Source organism: Spirosoma sp. KNUC1025, from assembly GCF_045160025.1.
GTDB lineage: Bacteria > Bacteroidota > Bacteroidia > Cytophagales > Spirosomataceae > Spirosoma.
This window is the reverse complement of record NZ_CP087139.1, coordinates 5,667,587-5,685,253: the sequence shown is the minus strand read 5'-3', so window position 1 is coordinate 5,685,253 and position 17,667 is coordinate 5,667,587. Positions and strand designations below refer to the sequence as shown.

The window sequence follows — 17,667 nt, the reverse complement described above, 5'->3', positions numbered from 1 at the left end:
CCTTCTCGGGAAGTTAGCAGGAATCGGGCGCTTATTTCCAGTCTGGGTTCTGATCCAGTTTCGGATTGGCGTTCAGTTCATCCTGTGGAATCGGAAAATATTTGTTTTTAGTCTGGATCGGCCGTGTTGGGTAAACCGTGTTGACCGCTTTCGGAATGACCGTGAGGTATTTGCCCGTACGGGTAAGGTCATACCAGCGGTCGCCTTCGGCAAAAAATTCCCAGGCCCGTTCCTGAATCACAGCATCGATAAAGGCATCCTTACTCAGACCCGTTTGCAGATCAGGTAAGCCTGCCCGTTTCCGAACCGTGTTGATATACCCATAAGCCGTTGACGTTGCGCCATTCAGTCGGGCTTCGGCTTCGGCAGCAATCAGGTACATATCGGCCAGACGTAATATCGGAATGTTTGGAATCAGGCCGATGGTCGAAACGGGGTCCTGGTATTTTTTGATCAGAACACCGTCGGCGGTAATTGGCGTTACGTTCTTCTGCGCTACGATTTTGCCGCTTTTGTCGACGTAGTTTGTATCCAGGAGCAGTCGACGTTTATCAGTTGGGTCAAACGACCTGTAAAACGACATATAGGCAAACATCGACCCGAAAGTTGTTTTGCCGTATTCCGGTCCGGCGCTTCCGGCAGGACCACACAGGCCCGTTAACTGGTGCGAACGACCCGGCGAAATAGGGTCAACTTCATAGGCCCACATATTCTCAATCCGGGCGGCATCTTCCTGATCGTATCTGTACACGTTACGTACATCGGGCATGAGCGCGTACTTCCCCGACGTAATAACAGCCTGTGCCTTTTCGAGCGCTTTGGCCCAATCTTCATTGTACAGAGCGGCCTTGGCATACAGGGCATTTACAACCTCTTTACTGGGCCGCCCTTTATCGACAGCCGGAAAAGAAGGCAGCCCGGCATTGAATGCCTGATCTAAATCGCTGTAAATCTGCTTGTACACATCCGCTCTGCTACTTTTCCCGACAATGGCATCGGCCTGCGAATACGACGGCGTGGTTTTGAGAGGAACATCGCCAAAGTTTTTCGTAAGCGCCCATTCGTAAAAGGCCCGCAGAAAATAGGCTTCACCGATTATCTGTTTTTTTCGCGTTTCGTCCATATTGGCGCTGGGTACTTTGGCAATGATCCAGTTGGCTTTTTCAATACCATCGTAGCCTGAAATCCAGATTTGCTGCGGTGATTCGTTCGTTCGGGAATTGCTCTTCTGAACGGTATAATTGATGTCGTACGTAAACAGAGTGAGCGTATTCCGGCCGACAACGCCCCGCGGGTACGTCTGGTCGTCGCTGAAATCGGGGACCAGCGTCATAGCCGGGCCGCTGTACATATCTGCCAGTGGGTCGTAGGCAGCAATCAGTCCTTTTTCGGCATCAGAAGCCGTTTTGTAGAACGCTTCGGTGTAGATGGACGAATAAATGGATTCATCTAACTGGCAGGACGTCAGGCAGAAAATAGTGAGTATAGGGATGAGAATTTTTTTCATAGATAATGATCGAGTTGTTAAATGATTGAATGATAGGATGATTGAAGTGCTCGAAACCTATGCGAACCCATTCAATCATTCAACAACTCAATCATTCTATCATTAATTAAAACGTTACCTGCAAACCGCCCAGGAATGACTTGGCTTGTGGGTATACCAGATTGTCGACGCCGACGGTTGTGTTGGAGCCTCCATACGTATTGACTTCTGGATCGAAGCCGCTGTAGTTGGTGATGGTGAACAGGTTGTTGGCACTCACGTACACCCGAATCTGCTGAATTCCCTTGATGCGGGGGAGGGTATACCCCAGCGTTATGTTCTTACAGCGCAGATACGACCCATCTTCCACTACGTAGTTGGTTACCGGAAGCCGCCCCCCTGAAACCCGCTGACGTACTGGTTATTCGGATTGGTTGGCGACCAGCGGTTCACAAGCCCCGCCAGCATATTCCGTTGGCCCAGCGGGTTTTCGAACGAAAGTCGGCTGACGTTGTAAATGTCGTTGCCCTGTGAACCCGACAGGAAGGCGTTGAAATCGAAATTTTTGTACGATAAACTGGTGGAGAAACCGTAGATGAATTTGGGGTTAGGGTTACCAGTGATGACCTGATCGGCTGAAGAAATCGTACCATCTCCATTCACATCTTTTACTTTCTGGCCACCCAGCCGCCCGTCGTAGCCCGGCAGAATCGTTTCGCCGGTTTGGTTGATTCCGTCGAAAACATACGTCTTGAACAGGCCGAGTGGGCTGCCTACTTTTAGAATGGTATAGGCCGTAACAAAACGCTCCTGCGTGGTACCTCCATCCAGATCAAGCACTTTGTTTCGATTGATCGTCATATTACCCGATACGTTCCATTTCAAAGGACCATCCAGAATGCGGGCATTGACGGCCAGTTCAAGCCCTTTGTTCTGAAGCGACGCAAAATTGCCCGTAATGTTGGCGTAGCCCGAACTCAACGGCAGGGTTTTTACGTAGAGCAAATCCTTCGTGGTTTTTTCGTACACATCCACGATCAGGCTGATGCGGTTGTTTAAGAGCCCCACGTCAAGACCAATATCGGTATGCGCCGAACGTTCCCAGCGCAGGTCGGGGTTGGCTATCCCCGAGGGGTTAATACCAATCTGATACGTATGGTTGATGTTGTAATCGCTGCCCGGATTTGGCGCCGACACCGTTGCCAGCGACTGGTACGGATTTATACCGCCCGCATTTCCGGTTATGCCGTAGCTGGCCCGTAGTTTCAGGTCAGAGAGCCAGGAAAGATTTTTGGCAAATGATTCTTCAATAATTCGCCAGCCTGCTGATACTGCCGGAAACAGCCCGTATTTGTGATTTGCCCCGAACTTGCTCGACCCATCGACCCGGGCGGTCAGGTCCAGAAAATATTTGTCTTTAAAACCATAATTAAGCCGTGCCAGGTACGAATCCAGCCGCTGGCGTGTGCGATTGCTGCTGATCGTACGGGTCAGGGCGAGTTGCAGGGCTTCGTTCTGCGTAGCATCGTTGGGGAAACCCGTCGCGTTGAGCGTGTTGGAATTAAACAACTCGGCCTGGGTTGCAAATACGCCGGTCGCTTTGAAGGAGTGATGCTGGGCAAACGTATGGGCGTATGTCAGAATGCTCTCGTGCAGCAGCGATACGTTGTTTGTGTTGAGTTTGCTCCCGGAGCCGGAGTTGTCGTTCAGATCTGTTTTGCTAACGATGGATCGGGGGAATACGTATCCCGAAGGCTGTTCTGTAAGTCCACGTTAAACGACGCCCGGTACGTTAATCCTTTCAGCAGTGTCGCGTCGCCATACACATTCGCGAGCGTTCGGCGAATTCCCGTCTGATTCAGGATAGCGGTAAAATTCAGTGGGTTAACCACTTCCCGGTATTGACCATTAGCCTGTTCGCCAAAGGGAAAAATGGAGCCATCGGACCGGTAAGGCTGCAAGGTTGGCGGTGCGCCGAGTGCCGCACCCAGTACCGAACCTGTCACTACGTCGGCGTCGCCAACCGTTTGCGATCCTGTTGTAACCCCCGAATTAATGGCATAACTACCTAAAATACTGGTGCCTATTTTAAGCCAGTTGCTGATGCGATGATCGACGTTGAGTCGCAGCGAATAGCGCTGAAAGGCCGAGTTGATAATAATCCCCTGCTGGTTGAAGTAGTTGAGCGACAGCGCTAGCTGGGTTTTGTCGTTCCCACCATTTATGGATAACTGGTGGTTCTGAATGGGCGCTTCGCGGAAAATGATATTCTGCCAGTTGACACCTTCACCAAGCGATGCGGGATTGGAATAGTAATTGTTTTTGAACACCTCATTCTCCAGTTGGGCAAACTGGGCTGCGTTGAGTACCGGCAGAGTTTTATTCACTTTCTGTACCCCATAGTAGCTGTCGAACGTAACACGGGTGGCTCCTGTCTTGCCACGTTTGGTCGTGATCAGCACAACGCCGTTTGCCGCTCGGGAACCGTAAATGGCTGATGCCGAAGCATCTTTCAGGATTTCGACCGATTCAATGTCGTTGGGGTTGATGGTTGACAGTGGACTGACCGTGGTAACCCCGTCGGTCGGGCTGCTGTTTGAAATCTGAATGCCATCAATAACGTAGAGCGGCTCCGAATTACCGTTGATCGAATTTGTTCCGCGAATCCTGACGCTGATATTCCCGCCGGGCGCTCCGGTATTTTGCGTGACCTGTACCCCGGCCACCCGCGCCTGCAAGCCCTGCGCAACGTTGGCAACGGGAGTTTGCACCAACTCCGTCGATTTGACAGATGCAATTGAGCCTGTGGTTTCAATTTTACGCTGGGTACCGTAACCAACCACCACAACCTCATTTAAGGCGCGATCATCTGACTGGAGCGTAACGTCGAACGTGGTTCGATTCCCGACGGTCAATTCCTGCGTTACGTAGCCAATATACGAAACGGTCAGTACGCCATCGGCGGGTACGTTGGGGAGTGTGTAGCGGCCCTCCGTATTGGTGGTGGTACCCCGCTGGGTATTCTTCAAAACGACGCTAACACCCGGTAGGGGAGCGCCATCGGAGCCTATAACTCGCCCGCTGACGGTGCTCGTTTGCGCCATTACGTCGGTCCAGGCCCCCAGCACGAACAGATGCAGGATAACGAGTAGCTGTAGTAGTTTTTTCATTGAAAAGGGTTTGTAGGAATAGTACAATTTTATGATCGTGATGGCTGAAACAGGTTTTATTCGAGCTTCTATATACTAAAGGGCCTATATACCTGCAGAAATGAGCCTCTTTGGTATACTATGGTTGAATCTAAGCTCTCAATCAGCTTTTGACAAGAATTATTTTAATTATTTTATTGGAAACGTTTCCAGTTTTCGTTGGAAACGTTTCCAATTTTCCGCAATATTTACGATCGGTATTTGACGAACAAAGTGCATTTATAAAAAAAATACAAATAATGAAATCGCATCAAACGACCATAATTGATATCGCCAGGCAGCTTAATCTGTCGAACGCAACCGTATCGCGGGCACTAACCGGACACCCGCATGTGAATGCCGATACGCGCCGACGTGTACTTGAACTGGCGGAACAGTTGAATTATCAGCGTAACCAGGTCGCGATTTCCCTGCTGACCAATCAGACGCATACCGTTGGCATTATGGTCCCGGAATTTATTTCGTATTTCTTTCCGAAGGTGATCATTGGGGCACAGGAAGCGCTGGCCGAAGCAGGCTATAACGTAGTGATTTGCCACTCGAATGAGTCGTACGAAACCGAAGTGACGAATGCTCGGGCGCTATTAGCCAGTCGGGTCGATGGGTTGATTGTGTCGCACACCAAAGAGACCCGTAACTTCGATCATTTCCGGCAATTTCAACGGCAGGGAACGCCGGTTGTGTTTTTTAACCGGGTGTGTGAAGATATGGACGTATCGAAGGTGGTTGTCGATGATTACGCGGGCGCGTTTGAAGCCGTTGAACACCTGATCCTGACGGGTCGTCGGCGAATTGCTCATCTGGCCGGCCCCAATACGTTACCCAACAGCCGAAATCGGCTCAACGGCTACCGGGATGCGCTGCTCAGACACGGTATTCCTATTGAGCAGGACCTGATTATTTCGTACGACCTCACGCTGGAAAAGGCGAATATCTACGTCAATCATCTGTTGAATCTGGCTCAGCCACCTGACGCACTGTTTGCCATCAATGATCCAACAGCCATTGAAGCCCTGACGGTTATCAAAGGCAGAGGACTGCGCGTTCCCGACGACGTAGCGGTGGTTGGATTCAGCAATGACCCATTAGCCGCTCTCGTTGAGCCGGGTCTGACTACCGTTGTGCAACCTGTGCATGAAATTGGCCAGCAAGCCGCCCGACTTCTAGTCGAACAACTCACCGACCGCGACGTAGATGTGGCACCCAAAACGGTGATTTTGCCTACGTATCTGGTTGTTCGTGGCTCAACTCAAAAACAGTGATGACTAACTAGCTGGTGGTGTTGGTGTAACCGTGGTGTCGGGTTTGAGAACCCAACTAATATCATTAGAATCGAAAGAATCGCTGACAGAAACCCGCTTTCTTCGTAATTTGCCAGTGTTCGCCCATTTTCAAGCCAATGATTTCGTTCAAAACCATTGAAGAGGCCCACGACCGCATCCGGCCTTTTATTCACCGAACCCCCGTATTCACCAACAAAACCATCAATGGGCGTGTGGGGGCAGAGTTGTTTTTCAAATGCGAAAACTTCCAGAAAATAGGCGCGTTCAAAGCGCGGGGTGGTCTCAATGCCATCTTGCAGGTAGTCGCTAATCAGGAGGGGAAAGCCATCACAACACACTCGTCTGGCAACCATGCGCAGGCCGTAGCATTTGCCGCCCGGCAGGTAGGCTTGCCAGCGTATATCGTTATGCCTCGAACAGCCCCACGTGTCAAGAAGGAAGCGGTTCTCGGCTACGGAGCTGAAGTAATCGAGTGTGAGCCAACGCTGGAAGCGCGTGAAGCAGGCGTCCGGGAGGTTATCGAACGAACGGGTGCTGTGCTGGTGCATCCCTTTGACGACGACCGGGTGATTGCCGGACAGGCCACCGCTACCAAAGAATTGATTGAAGATGCGGGTTTGCAGAAATACGATACCGAGCGTCCCTTTGATACGATTCTGGCGCCCGTGGGTGGGGGAGGGCTACTCAGCGGTACGTCGTTAGCTACGCATTACCTATCGCCCGAAACGCGGGTTATTGCCGCTGAGCCTGAGGGGGCAGCTGACGCTATCCTGTCCTTTCACTCCGGTATTGTTGAGAAAGCGCCGTATATCAAAACCATTGCTGACGGCCTGATGACCACCCTGAGCGACCGTACACTAACGATTATTCGTGAGCACGTAACGGATATTCTGACCGTTTCAGATGATGAGATCATTGCCGCTATGCGACTGGTTTGGGAGCGAATGAAAATCATTATTGAACCCTCATCGGCAGTGCCGCTGGCAGCTGTTCTGAAACATACAGATCAGTTTGCCGGTCAGAAAATCGGGATTATCGTCACGGGCGGGAACGTCGATTTGGGCAAGCTACCGTTTTGATAGATGTATGATTACTATCCGCTCCATTACGCCCGAACAGACGTATCCGCTTCGGCACAGTGTACTCTGGCCCGATAAGCCATTCGATTACGTAAAGGTGGAAAATGATCAGGAGGGTCAGCATTTCGGGGCCTTTTTGCTGGATGAATTAGTGGCGGTGATCTCTTTGTTTGTCGAAGGCAACGAGGCTCGTTTCCGCAAGTTTGCGGCTCGACCCGATCGTCAGCGGCAGGGTATCGGGACGCAGTTACTCAACCACGTAATGGCTGAAGCCCGGCGATCAGGCGCTACAACTATCTGGTGCGATGCCCGGCTTGATGCTGCTGATTTTTACCGACGGTTCGGGATGGAAGCGGTTAGTGAGGTATTTTACAAGGGACCGATTCCCTACGCCAAATTTTCCCGTACCTTGTAAGCACTCCATTTTCTAAACCTCTATTTACCCATGAAATCATTTCTGACAATTCTGCTGGGTATGAGCCTAGTGATACTCGCTACAAGCGCCAACGCACAAACAGCATCGACTACGGATTCGACAGCGTTGAAAGCGTATGCGGGTTCGTATTCATTTGACAGCGATAGCCCGGTCAAGAAATATGTAGTTACCGCTGAAAAAGGCGACCTGTATGGTGCCGCTGATGATTACGGGAAAAACAAATTAGTGAAGCAGGACAAAGCCGATACGTATAAATCGACCAGCTCGTACGGTTCCGTCATTACGTTTGTTCGGGATGCCGCTACTAAAGCCGTAACGGGTTTTACGATGGCTATACAAGGGTCGGAAATGACGGCTAAGAAAGATAAGCCATAACTAAATAATTGCTCAGAGAGTTGAGTAGTTGGATGCCTGTATACACTCTGTTCGGCACATAAGCTATGCCGCCGGTATACAGCTCCGTAGAAAAAACTTACTCAACGATGAAAACAACCACTTCTTTGCTGACAGCCGCTGCGCTGTCGGTAACGCTACTGGCTTGCAACCAGAAAAAAGAATCGAATCAGACCGAGGACGCAGTTGCTACGGCAGACACAACGCTTGAACTGCCTGCTCCTTACGCTACCAAATCGGCCAAAAATTTCAGCAACGTACTGGGTTGGCCAACCGGCAAAACACCGCAGGCACCAGCAGGCTTTACGGTCACGGCATTTGCTCAAGATCTGAAGAGCCCCCGCTGGATATACGAAGCACCCAATGGCGACATTTTCGTGGCGGAGGCCAATACCGAGCAAAACGGTATCAAAGAAGATGTGATTAATGCTGTATCGGGTAAGAAGAGGTCGCAACGGTCAGGCACCAGCGCCAACCGTATTACCCTTTTCCGGGATACCAATAAGGATGGAAAACCTGATCTGAAAGAGACGTTTCTGGCAGGCCTTAATCAACCGTTCGGGATGCTCGTTCTGGGCGACCATTTCTACGTAGCGAATACGGACGGGTTGATGCGGTACGATTATAAAGCAGGGCAAACGAAAATTACTGCACCGGGTAAAAAAATACTGAACCTGCCCGCTGGCGGCTACAACAACCACTGGACGCGCAACCTGCTGGCTAGTCCAGACGGGAAGAAAATCTATGTCTCGGTGGGGTCGGGCAGCAATGTGGCTGAACATGGAATCGACAACGAGAAGCGCCGGGCGAATATTCTGGAAATAAATCCCGACGGAACCGGCGAACGAATCTACGCCAGCGGCCTGCGCAACCCGGTTGGTATGGATTGGCAACCCGCCACAAAAACGCTGTATGCAGCTGTGAATGAACGCGATGAGCTAGGCGACGAACTGGTGCCCGACTACATGACGAGCGTAAAAGAGGGTGCTTTTTATGGCTGGCCTTATGCGTATTTTGGACCTCATGAAGATCCGCGCCGGAAAGGAGAACGCCCTGATCTGGTCCAAAAAACGATTGTGCCGGATGTACCATTAGGGTCGCATACGGCTTCGCTCGGATTAGCTTTCTACGATAAAACGGCTTTTCCGGAAAAGTACCGTAATGGTGCTTTTATTGGGCAGCACGGTTCCTGGAATCGTTCGCAACTGGTAGGATATAAAGTAGTATTTGTGCCGTTTGAGAATGGAAAACCCGGCAAACCTGAAGATTTTTTGACCGGATTTCTGGGTGGAAACAACAAAGATGTGTATGGTCGGCCTGTAGGCGTAACCGTGCTTTCGGATGGGTCAGTGCTTGTGGCCGATGATGCAGCCGGACATATCTGGCGGGTCTCTGCGAGTAAGTCGTAGATAGAATAAAGGCGTAGAAAGCTAAAAAGGAGTAAAGAGTAGTCGGTGATCTACTCTTTACTCCTTTAGCTTACAGCTGATTTAAAACTGATAATAAAGTCGTACACGGGCACCCAGGCTGGTGTTCGGCTGCCAGTTCAGATCGGTCTGTGGCGCATTGGCCTGGCTTTGGGTCGGTATGTTGAGTACCGGACTGAGCTGCGCGGCCCAATGACCATGCTGCCAGTCGAGGCCAACGCTCAGCGCCAGGCTGCTAATCAGACTAAACGGCTGATTTTTGGTGATGCCGTATTCATTGTACCGGTAGACAGGTTTCTGCGGCATAAACTGAATTTCACGGCAGTAATACGTTACGTTCTCATCATTGTTCAGATTCAGATACGTACCGACTGTTGGCAAAAGCGACAGCGTCTTATTCAGCGGAATCCGATAACCGAGATTTACAGGCATCTGAATACGTACCTGACGGGTATCAATGTTCAGAATATCGCGCCAGGGGTCAAGCCGGGGGGCAAATTCTTTACGAAAATCGCGGTGGGTGCGCATATTGAAATCTTCATCGGTGATAAACCGATTTGTAGAAGTTGCCTGGCTCAGACCAACGCCTACCGTCCAGTGTCGACCTACCAGGGCTTCCGTATACAAGCCTGCGCTCCATATCCCGGAAGAAACATCGGCGCCTGCACCTGCCCGGAAACGAACCGCCAGACTACGAGCAGGGCGGCTGCTTTCGGGCTCTTTAGTCGGTTCAGCAACTACCGTTGGCTGAACAGGTTGAGCAGGACGCATCCGCCGGGCTCGTTGAGCCAGTGCTACGTTCCAGTTTTTGGACTTGATATCCAGCGGCAAACTGGTGGCCAGTTTTAAAGCGACTGCTTCTTCAGTTGCTACGTTCGGTGTTTCCGTGGCGATTGACGCTGGATTTACCGTCTCTGTTTGCTGGGTTGATACGTTACCCTTGTTAGCTCTGCCGCTACGTCCTGCCTTATTCTGCACCAAACTACCTTGATTATCAATGTACGTTGACGGTGAAACACGGTTGCCTTTTGGTGTCCGCGCGCGGCTGTTTCGGTTGGCTGAGCTAGTTTCAGTTATAGACGAGCTGGGCAGTGTGTTGGTTATACTTGATTCACTTTCAGTTTTTTGGGCAACAGAAGGAGTAGAAGATACGTCATACGATTCTGTTTGTTGGTTTTTATTGGTTGAATTGGTTTGGGGCACAGTTACCGAAGGCAGTTTCGATTTTTCTGTCGCGTACTGGGGTTCGGTCGGCGTTTCTGTGCGTTGACTTAACTGCTCTTCACGATGTTGTTCCTGCCTTCGCTGGGGTGGAGTCGGAACGTAGCGGGTTATGTATACCGTGTCGGGGCGAACCGCTTGGCCCTCGTTTCGGTTAGCGGGCGTTGTATTGACTTCCTGATTTAATTTCGGCGGACTGGTTTTATCGGAATGGGCAACATCCGGACGCACTGATGTCTCTGCACTAGCGCTACCGGGTATTGGGGTTGCTGTAGTAGCGGGTTGGTGCTGAATCTGTCCGACTGTCTGACGCAATTGATTAATCTCGCGTTGCTGCCAGATGCTGAACGCAATCAGGGCAACGGTACTAATGGAAGCAGCTGCCAATAGCCACGACTGTCCTGACCAGACACCACCTGAAAAAGGTTGGTTTGTGCCCGGAGGATTAGACAGGTTAGCGTCTTTGAGCGTATTCTGCATCCGCGCCCAGTCTTTGTCGGTAAATCCCGGCCGAATACTTTCCAGTTTTCGCCGGATAATATCGGTAAATCGATCAGTTTTCATGATAGGGAATTGTGGCCGTAGAGTTGGTCTTTGTGTTGGTGGAGTAAGCTTGTTTAATAAGTTGCTGTAATTTTTGCCGGGCCCGCGCGAAATTCGAGCGTACCGTAGCTTCATTATGATTTAAGATACCGGCGATTTCATGCAGTGTATACCCGTCTACGACGTGCATCATAAACACCGTTCGATACGTTGGGTTCAATTGTTGAACCAGTGACAGAATTTCTTCGGCCGCCATCTGGTCCACTACGTCGTCGTCCACGGCTACCTGATCCCCCATTTCCAGCGAACTGTGCTGATCCTGCCGATGATTTTTGCGGTAATGGCTGATGGCGGTGTTGACCAGAATGGTTCGGAGCCAGGCTTTGAAAGGCAGATTTTCGTCGTAGCTGTCCAGATGCTGAAACGCTTTCAAAAACCCTTCATTCAGTACGTCTTCGGCTTCTTCCACACTTGAGGTGTAGCGAAGGCAGATGCTTTTGGCGTACCCAAAAAATTGCTTGAACAGTGTTCGCTGTGCTCGCGGATCGTTTGCGCGGCAAGCCCGAATGACGCTCGGCAGGTCATTATCGGCGAACGAAGACGATTTTCGGAAAAACAAAGTTCGGTCAGATTAACGTAAAGATCTTCAGTATAATGACACTACGCAGTTTTTGTTATTAACGTTGCAGTGAATTTTTTAGATATCTTTTTTTATTGTTTGCCACACTCGGCATCTGCACGACGTAAAGACAGTAAACGGGTTTACTCACCCCGTTTTTAGTGTCAGATGAAGGTGTTAGTGATTGGGAATGAACAGACTTACGGCTATGGGCTACCAGGAGGTCAGCTAAGTTATTTGGGGCATTTTATCCGTCATATTAGCCAGGCGGGACAGAAGGTTTCGGTTGATGCCCATACTCATTCAACAATGCCAGAACTATCATCTGCTCTGATCCAACTGCCTCTGAATCGCTATGATCTCATTATACTTCAATTAGACCACAGTCTGCTGTTGTCAACCAGTACGAATCCGTCGAATGGTCAGGATGCCGATACGCTCCTGTCATCGTATACCGAGGAGGTATGGGAGCGACCTTCATTTTGGCAAAAGCTCAACGTATTTGGGCCGGCTGCTTTATCCACCATCTGGCCGTCGTTTGGGTCAAAGAATATCTCGAAATTGCTCAAACAATTGCGACCGTACCGTCATAACGTACTGTTGCTGACGCCCTTGCCGCATCGGGACTGGTTGAATGGGTGGTTGCGGAAACGAAGTCGGGAAATTTTGCTCAGCGAAGCGGATAAACACGTATTTAGTGTGTTCGACCTGGACTCTGTGATACGTCCACGGGAAGAGTATTTTCTGGCAAACGATAAGGGACACCTTAGCGCTATCAGCCATGAATTACTCGGTCGCGAATTGTTTGATTTCTACCAATCGGCCCCAACCATTATTACGATTCAGACCATCCGAAGGGACTAAAAACGGCTATAAATAATCGGATAACGAATGCCATTACTTAGAGTAATGGCATTCGTTATCCGATTATTTATAGACCGCGCCATTTACGAGCGGAATACACCCTTTTTACGTAGCGCATCGTACCGTAATAACGCTTCGAGGTAGTAATAATCAGCGTAAACGATTGGCGTATCAACTTCACTCTTACCGGGTTTGTGCCCCACACTGTGTTTGAGAATGAAATGGTTATTCTCCCCTAAATTGGCTTTATACGCTGGGCTGGATAAACTCTCCAGCATTTTCACCGCCGACTGATAATACGTTTTTGCCGAGGGGCCACCGTAGGTGCAAAGTTCAAGCAGGGCAGAAGCCGTAATGGCAGCCGCCGATGCATCCCGCTCTTCGTTCGGAATATTGGGCGCGTTGAAATCCCAATACGGTATCTTGTCGGCAGGGAGATTGGGGTGCTTCAGGTAAAAATCGGCGATATGGCGGGCGTGAGCCAGGTATTTAGGGTCTTTTGTTTCGCGAAACATCACCGTGTATCCATACAAACCCCACGCTTGTCCGCGTGCCCAGGCCGAGTTGTCGGCAGCGCCCTGCGCCGTTTTCTTGGCCGCTACCGTACCGTCGGGATTATAACAGACAACGTGGTAGCTGCTGTAATCGGGCCGGTAGTGGTTTTTCATGGTGTTATCGGCATGGGTTATGCAGATGTTATAAAATTCTTTGTTGCCCGACCGTTTGGCCGCCCAGAACAGAAACTCCAGATTCATCATGTTGTCGATGATAACCGGATAATTATACGTCTGGAATTTGTTCCACGACTTGATCAGCCCAACTTTTGGGTCAAACCGTGTTGACAGTGATTTTGCGCCCGTAAGCATAATGGGCGGATAGGTTGCATTCTGGGTTAACCGATAGCCATTGCCGAAGGGGCAATAAATCATAAAACCCAGATCATGCGTGCCCGTATTGTACTGTTCTTTTGCTACGGCCATGGTCCATTTTTGAGCGGCTTCTTTCCAGACAGGCGATTTTGTTCGCTCGTATATATGCCAGAGTGAGCCGCCAAAAAAGCCGCTGCACCACCAGTCCGATGTGCGGTCGTCGGGTGAGCCGTCGGGTTTTGTCGACTGAGGAAATCGAGTTGTGTCGGGATGGGACTTGAGCATGCCCTGATATTGCTGGGCAGCAAAAGCAAATTCTTTATCAACATCAACAGGGGTTTGGGCGAGGGCCAGCTGCCCCACAAAAAAGAGAGCAATAGATACGTAGCGCTTCATGCGTATTTGTGAAAAAAGCCAGTGAAAGATGGTCTGGATATCAATAAGTAAAAAAACGGGGGTTTATAATGAATCAACCCCCGTTTTGCTGGCTATTCCCTGCGGAGTTTTGCATCCTGTTTGGTGCTCTCATGGCCCTGATCGGCAGGGATGGCCGACGAAGGTTTATTGGTAAGGTAAACTTCAAAAACAGAGTTAGACACAAACGTACCCGTGTTTGGCTTCAGTGGTAATGGATTTTGCGCTTCTATCCCGCCATAGATATACCCAATCAACAGACGTGTTCCTTTCGGAATGCCAGCCAGATTGATGACCCCATTCGGATAGGCGTATTTTTTAGCCAATAAAGCCTGGTTTAGAATAAACGTATCGGTGGTGCCGATCAGGCGGTTGTTTGGCGTAGGATTGGGATGAATAAACTCTTTGTATTTACCATTGGCTGACTGTAAAAAAGTAGTGATGTCAGCCACGAAAGGAAAGCCGTCATTACGTCCCTGTTTGGTCGCCAGATCATACACTTTTTTTGCGCGGCCGTTTGGGAATAATAATAATGGCCAATGCCCCCGAAAAAAGTATGGTACATCGCTTTGGTAGGGCCGCTGTCGTACACACCAATGACCGGACAGCCATACTGACTGAATTTCTGATTGCCAGTTCTGTCTACAGTTGGCGTTGCCGGTCCATAGATATAAATCGGGTAGGTGTAAGCGCCAATGATACCAGGCATAAACACACCGCCAAATGCCGCAATTCGTGGCTTGCCGGTAGCGGGGTCGATGTCTTCTACAATATTCCCATCCCGACGATGAAAAGGGTGGTCACTTTCGGAATTCGTTGTCGCACCGTAACTGCTGATCTTCAACGAATTTGGCTGTAAGGTAAATACCCGCACTTCTTCGGTGTATTTTTGTTCAAAGTCACTGCCGCCGAATGCCCGATATTGCCCCATAAATTTTTGCCCAAATACCAGATAAAAAGCAGAGTTCATGAGGCTTAGTTCGCCCCCCGTTACGGCAAGGCGATCATCCTGATCAATTTCGATCAGGGAGGCAATCTGAGCGGGCTTTGCCGACGCTTTGATAGCCGCAACCATAGCATCTACTTTAATCCGCATAATGGTATTGAACGTAAGCATATCACTTTTATCGGCCTTCCAGCCGTACCCGCCTACTACGTACAACTGCCCGGTAGTTCGATCAAAGCAGCCTTGTTGATTCGTTGACTGTAACGGTGCTGAAAGTTTGGCTGAAAGCTGATTGACATCAAACGACCAGTACGTTCCGTTCGACGGGTTGATGACAAACAGGTAATGGTTGGCACTGTCGCGAACAAAATTAGTGGCGGGTGCAGGCTCAAATGTGTGTAAGCCCTGCCGACGCCCACCAAGGATGAGCCAGCTGCCATCGGATGCAGGCGCTACTACGTATCCTTGTAATCGAGGCAAAACGCTTTTGCCAGCGTATTTTTTTTCAACAAACTCTAGCGTAAACGGAAGAGCGTTTGCCACCGTTTTAGGTCGGGTCTGTGTGGGTTTTTCCGGGCGTTTGGGGGCTTCCTTCGATCGGTTGCCTAAAATTACGGCCAGAAGCAGGAAAGGAATGAGTCGTTTTAGGGTTTGGAAGGTTGCCATGACTAGGTTTTTGGGGTTGATGTGGATGGGCCGCTTTTTTGTAAGTTCTGAACGAAATAGAGGATGGTTGCCAGTTTATTGGGCGACAGATCCCGGGTGATAGGCATATAGCGTGGGTCGGTAATATCTCGCGTCAGATAATACGGTATGGCACCTGCCTGAATGTTGATACGTTTGTCCGGCGATACATAGGGGGGAGCGTTATACACCGGTCCCCAGGGCGGGTTGTTGGAAAAAATGGTAAACGAATGCAGGTCTGTCAAATCCAGTTGCGCTCTCATGCTCGGGTACAGTTTCATGTAAGGCGCCATCATGGCCTGTATCTCTACCCACTTGGGATTTGGGTTTACAGGGTATTGCGACCAAACCAGGCATGAAATGAGGTGTTCCTGCGGGGGCGCTACTTTTGTCCACTTGTGCGGACCTGGTGTATCGGGATCATACACAATGATAAAATACAGCTGACCATCCAGTTCCGGCGTCCGTTGTCCCGGATCTTTCTGAACGGTAACCGTAACGGTGGCAAAGCCATACTGGTTGGATGGCGTAATCGACGCTTTGATGGCCCCATCTGCCTGCGGAGTATTGCCCGGATTGGAGGGAGGGACTGTAGCGCCCGGTGTATTCCCATGAACACTCTCAATGGCAATGGCTAGCTTCTTGTTGGAAACCGGTATGCCATTCTGAAAAATATAAACCTGGGTGGTTGCCGTTGTGCCGGGGTCGCCAGCCATGCGCATCGGGCGAATTTCGACCGCGTAGAGGGGATCGGTGGCCGCTTCGGTTAAAATGCCCTGCAAGCCCAGATCGGTACGGGACATGACCAGACTCAGTTCGCCTTTCGCCAACGCCTTTAACTGTGCACTGGTCAGGTCCATCTTGGCAATGCCTGCATTATTGTCGTACGAGAATCCAGAGTAATCTACCTGCCCCAGGGTCGTTTTGGCCGGACTTGACGGCGTGGTTACGATGGCTGTTAACGTACCCAGGTCAACGGGAGGGCCACCCGCTGACTGCCGACAAATGCTGTTTGATAAATCAAGAACCAGCTTCTGGCGCTGGGAATCTACCTGAAACGGGCAATCGTTGAAGGACGGATAATACCACGGGTCTGTCTGGTTAAAGGCTCGGGGACGTAACCAGCGCTGCCCCAGGTTATACAGCGGCTCATTCGCATTCACGGGACCAAGAGCGCCTGTGATACGTCCTAACCGAAAATTTACGTCCTGCGGAACATTCTGGTACGCGTCCAGAACGAACCGGAAGGATAGCAGCAACTGATTGTTTATGGTCACGGTTGCGGCCCGAAGTTCCTGAAGCAATTTGGAGGACGTATTGACTGGCCAGCTGCTCAGATCGAACCGCACAACGGTCTGAAAAAAACCACAGGCATCCATATCTCCTCCATAGCTTCCCTGTCCGTAGTCGCCTGGTTCCCAGCTACGGGTTGGTAATACGGAGTTCAGCCATAAACCATTGAGCGAAGCCGGATCAACTGTTCCCAGAATTGACTGGCCATCGCTCGACGTGATTTTTAGCTGCATACCATAAATGGTAGACAGGCCCTGCTGATAAACATCAATGTCCACAATTCGGGCGATATCCGGCTGGTCGTTCGTGTCAACCTGCCCGCCAATGAGGGTATCGTCTGTGATGGCTCCACTACTGCCAAGGATGGATTTCACCGTGCAGTTTCGTAGCTGGAACCGATGCTGGCCATTGGGCTCCTGCCAGGGCGATGGGTTGGTTGTGTCGGGATCGTAGTGGGTGGGATCGTTGTTGACGGTTGAAGGGTCAGTAAAGAACTGACCGCTGATGTGGATTCGCGGAACGTCCAGATAGCTCATAAGCTGTTACGTATAGATTGTGAAAGAGGATAGGGATGAACAAGTTTATAATTGATGAATTCAGATTATCTTGATCTTCCATAACGTCATGTCAACAACCTAAAGACGCGTGGCTTCCATCGTTCTACATCACTTACCTTCAGCCGGAAAGTACACCAGGTGTTTCGGGTTAAAATTAGCATAAATAAGATCGACTGTACTGCCCGGCCGACGTAATATTCTGCTGGTTTTCAAGGAAATGTTAATTTTTCTGTAGATTTAATCAAATACTTCGCTGACTTAGCAACGTATTTCCTTTAGCGATATACTTAGCTGAATCTGATACGTACCGGGCGTAAAGATTTAGTTGAATACAGACATTACCT

General features: G+C 50.1%; 16 protein-coding genes. 6 read left to right on the top strand and 10 right to left on the bottom strand.

Going from position 1 to position 17,667, the window contains the following annotated elements; genetic code table 11:
- Positions 1-31: 31 nt before the first annotated feature.
- The 4 genes from LN737_RS24875 to LN737_RS24860 form a co-directional block, all read right to left on the bottom strand.
- Positions 32-1,507, bottom strand: a complete 1,476-nt coding sequence (locus tag LN737_RS24875; RefSeq protein ID WP_405513014.1) for a RagB/SusD family nutrient uptake outer membrane protein — start codon at positions 1,505-1,507, stop codon at positions 32-34.
- Positions 1,508-1,613: 106 nt separating this feature from the next.
- Positions 1,614-1,856: a hypothetical protein gene (locus LN737_RS24870; protein ID WP_405513012.1), complete on the bottom strand. Its 243-nt coding sequence runs from the start codon at positions 1,854-1,856 to the stop codon at positions 1,614-1,616.
- Between the two features lie 11 nt (positions 1,857-1,867).
- A complete protein-coding gene (locus LN737_RS24865) occupies positions 1,868-3,055 on the bottom strand; it encodes a hypothetical protein (RefSeq protein ID WP_405513010.1) in 1,188 nt (395 codons plus the stop codon).
- A gap of 137 nt (positions 3,056-3,192) precedes the next feature.
- Positions 3,193-4,656 carry a SusC/RagA family TonB-linked outer membrane protein gene (locus LN737_RS24860; RefSeq protein ID WP_405513008.1) on the bottom strand — a complete coding sequence of 488 codons (1,464 nt, stop codon included), beginning with the start codon at positions 4,654-4,656 and terminating at the stop codon, positions 3,193-3,195.
- 278 nt (positions 4,657-4,934) lie between these two features.
- On the opposite strand from LN737_RS24860, the gene LN737_RS24855 reads away from it, so the two are divergent.
- From LN737_RS24855 to LN737_RS24835, 5 genes are all read left to right on the top strand, one after another.
- Positions 4,935-5,957, top strand: a complete 1,023-nt coding sequence (locus LN737_RS24855; protein ID WP_405513006.1) for a LacI family DNA-binding transcriptional regulator — start codon at positions 4,935-4,937, stop codon at positions 5,955-5,957.
- A 137-nt stretch (positions 5,958-6,094) separates the two neighbouring features.
- The gene (locus tag LN737_RS24850) at positions 6,095-7,057 is read left to right on the top strand and encodes a pyridoxal-phosphate dependent enzyme (protein WP_405513004.1); all 963 of its coding nucleotides are present in this window, start codon (positions 6,095-6,097) and stop codon (positions 7,055-7,057) included.
- Between the two features lie 7 nt (positions 7,058-7,064).
- Entirely contained in the window at positions 7,065-7,472 is a 408-nt protein-coding gene (locus LN737_RS24845) for a GNAT family N-acetyltransferase (RefSeq protein ID WP_405513002.1), read from the top strand.
- Positions 7,473-7,502: 30 nt separating this feature from the next.
- Positions 7,503-7,868, top strand: coding sequence for a DUF3471 domain-containing protein (locus LN737_RS24840; RefSeq protein ID WP_405513000.1), 366 nt, complete (start codon positions 7,503-7,505; stop codon positions 7,866-7,868).
- A gap of 107 nt (positions 7,869-7,975) precedes the next feature.
- Complete coding sequence (locus LN737_RS24835; protein WP_405512998.1) at positions 7,976-9,295, top strand: sorbosone dehydrogenase family protein; 1,320 nt, start codon at positions 7,976-7,978, stop codon at positions 9,293-9,295.
- Positions 9,296-9,376: 81 nt separating this feature from the next.
- Here LN737_RS24835 and LN737_RS24830 read toward each other — a convergent pair whose 3' ends face one another.
- Positions 9,377-11,098 (bottom strand): hypothetical protein, encoded by a 1,722-nt coding sequence (locus LN737_RS24830; protein ID WP_405512996.1) that lies wholly within the window; start codon positions 11,096-11,098, stop codon positions 9,377-9,379.
- On the bottom strand, positions 11,088-11,696 hold the full coding sequence (locus LN737_RS24825) for an RNA polymerase sigma factor (protein ID WP_405512994.1): 609 nt from the start codon (positions 11,694-11,696) through the stop codon (positions 11,088-11,090). The genes LN737_RS24830 and LN737_RS24825 overlap by 11 nt, the downstream gene beginning before the upstream one ends.
- A 309-nt stretch (positions 11,697-12,005) precedes the next feature.
- On the opposite strand from LN737_RS24825, the gene LN737_RS24820 reads away from it, so the two are divergent.
- On the top strand, positions 12,006-12,560 hold the full coding sequence (locus LN737_RS24820; protein WP_405512992.1) for an SGNH/GDSL hydrolase family protein: 555 nt from the start codon (positions 12,006-12,008) through the stop codon (positions 12,558-12,560).
- Positions 12,561-12,643: 83 nt separating this feature from the next.
- Here the strand turns inward: LN737_RS24820 and LN737_RS24815 are convergent, their stop codons facing one another.
- The 4 genes from LN737_RS24815 to LN737_RS24800 form a co-directional block, all read right to left on the bottom strand.
- Positions 12,644-13,825, bottom strand: a complete 1,182-nt coding sequence (locus LN737_RS24815; protein WP_405512990.1) for a glycoside hydrolase family 88 protein — start codon at positions 13,823-13,825, stop codon at positions 12,644-12,646.
- Positions 13,826-13,917: 92 nt separating this feature from the next.
- Positions 13,918-14,295, bottom strand: a complete 378-nt coding sequence (locus tag LN737_RS24810; RefSeq protein ID WP_405512988.1) for a hypothetical protein — start codon at positions 14,293-14,295, stop codon at positions 13,918-13,920.
- Positions 14,208-15,455: a hypothetical protein gene (locus tag LN737_RS24805; protein ID WP_405512986.1), complete on the bottom strand. Its 1,248-nt coding sequence runs from the start codon at positions 15,453-15,455 to the stop codon at positions 14,208-14,210. Before LN737_RS24805 ends, LN737_RS24810 begins: the two co-directional genes overlap by 88 nt.
- Positions 15,456-15,457: 2 nt before the next feature.
- Positions 15,458-17,302 (bottom strand): hypothetical protein, encoded by a 1,845-nt coding sequence (locus LN737_RS24800; protein WP_405512984.1) that lies wholly within the window; start codon positions 17,300-17,302, stop codon positions 15,458-15,460.
- Between the last annotated feature and the right edge of the window lie 365 nt (positions 17,303-17,667).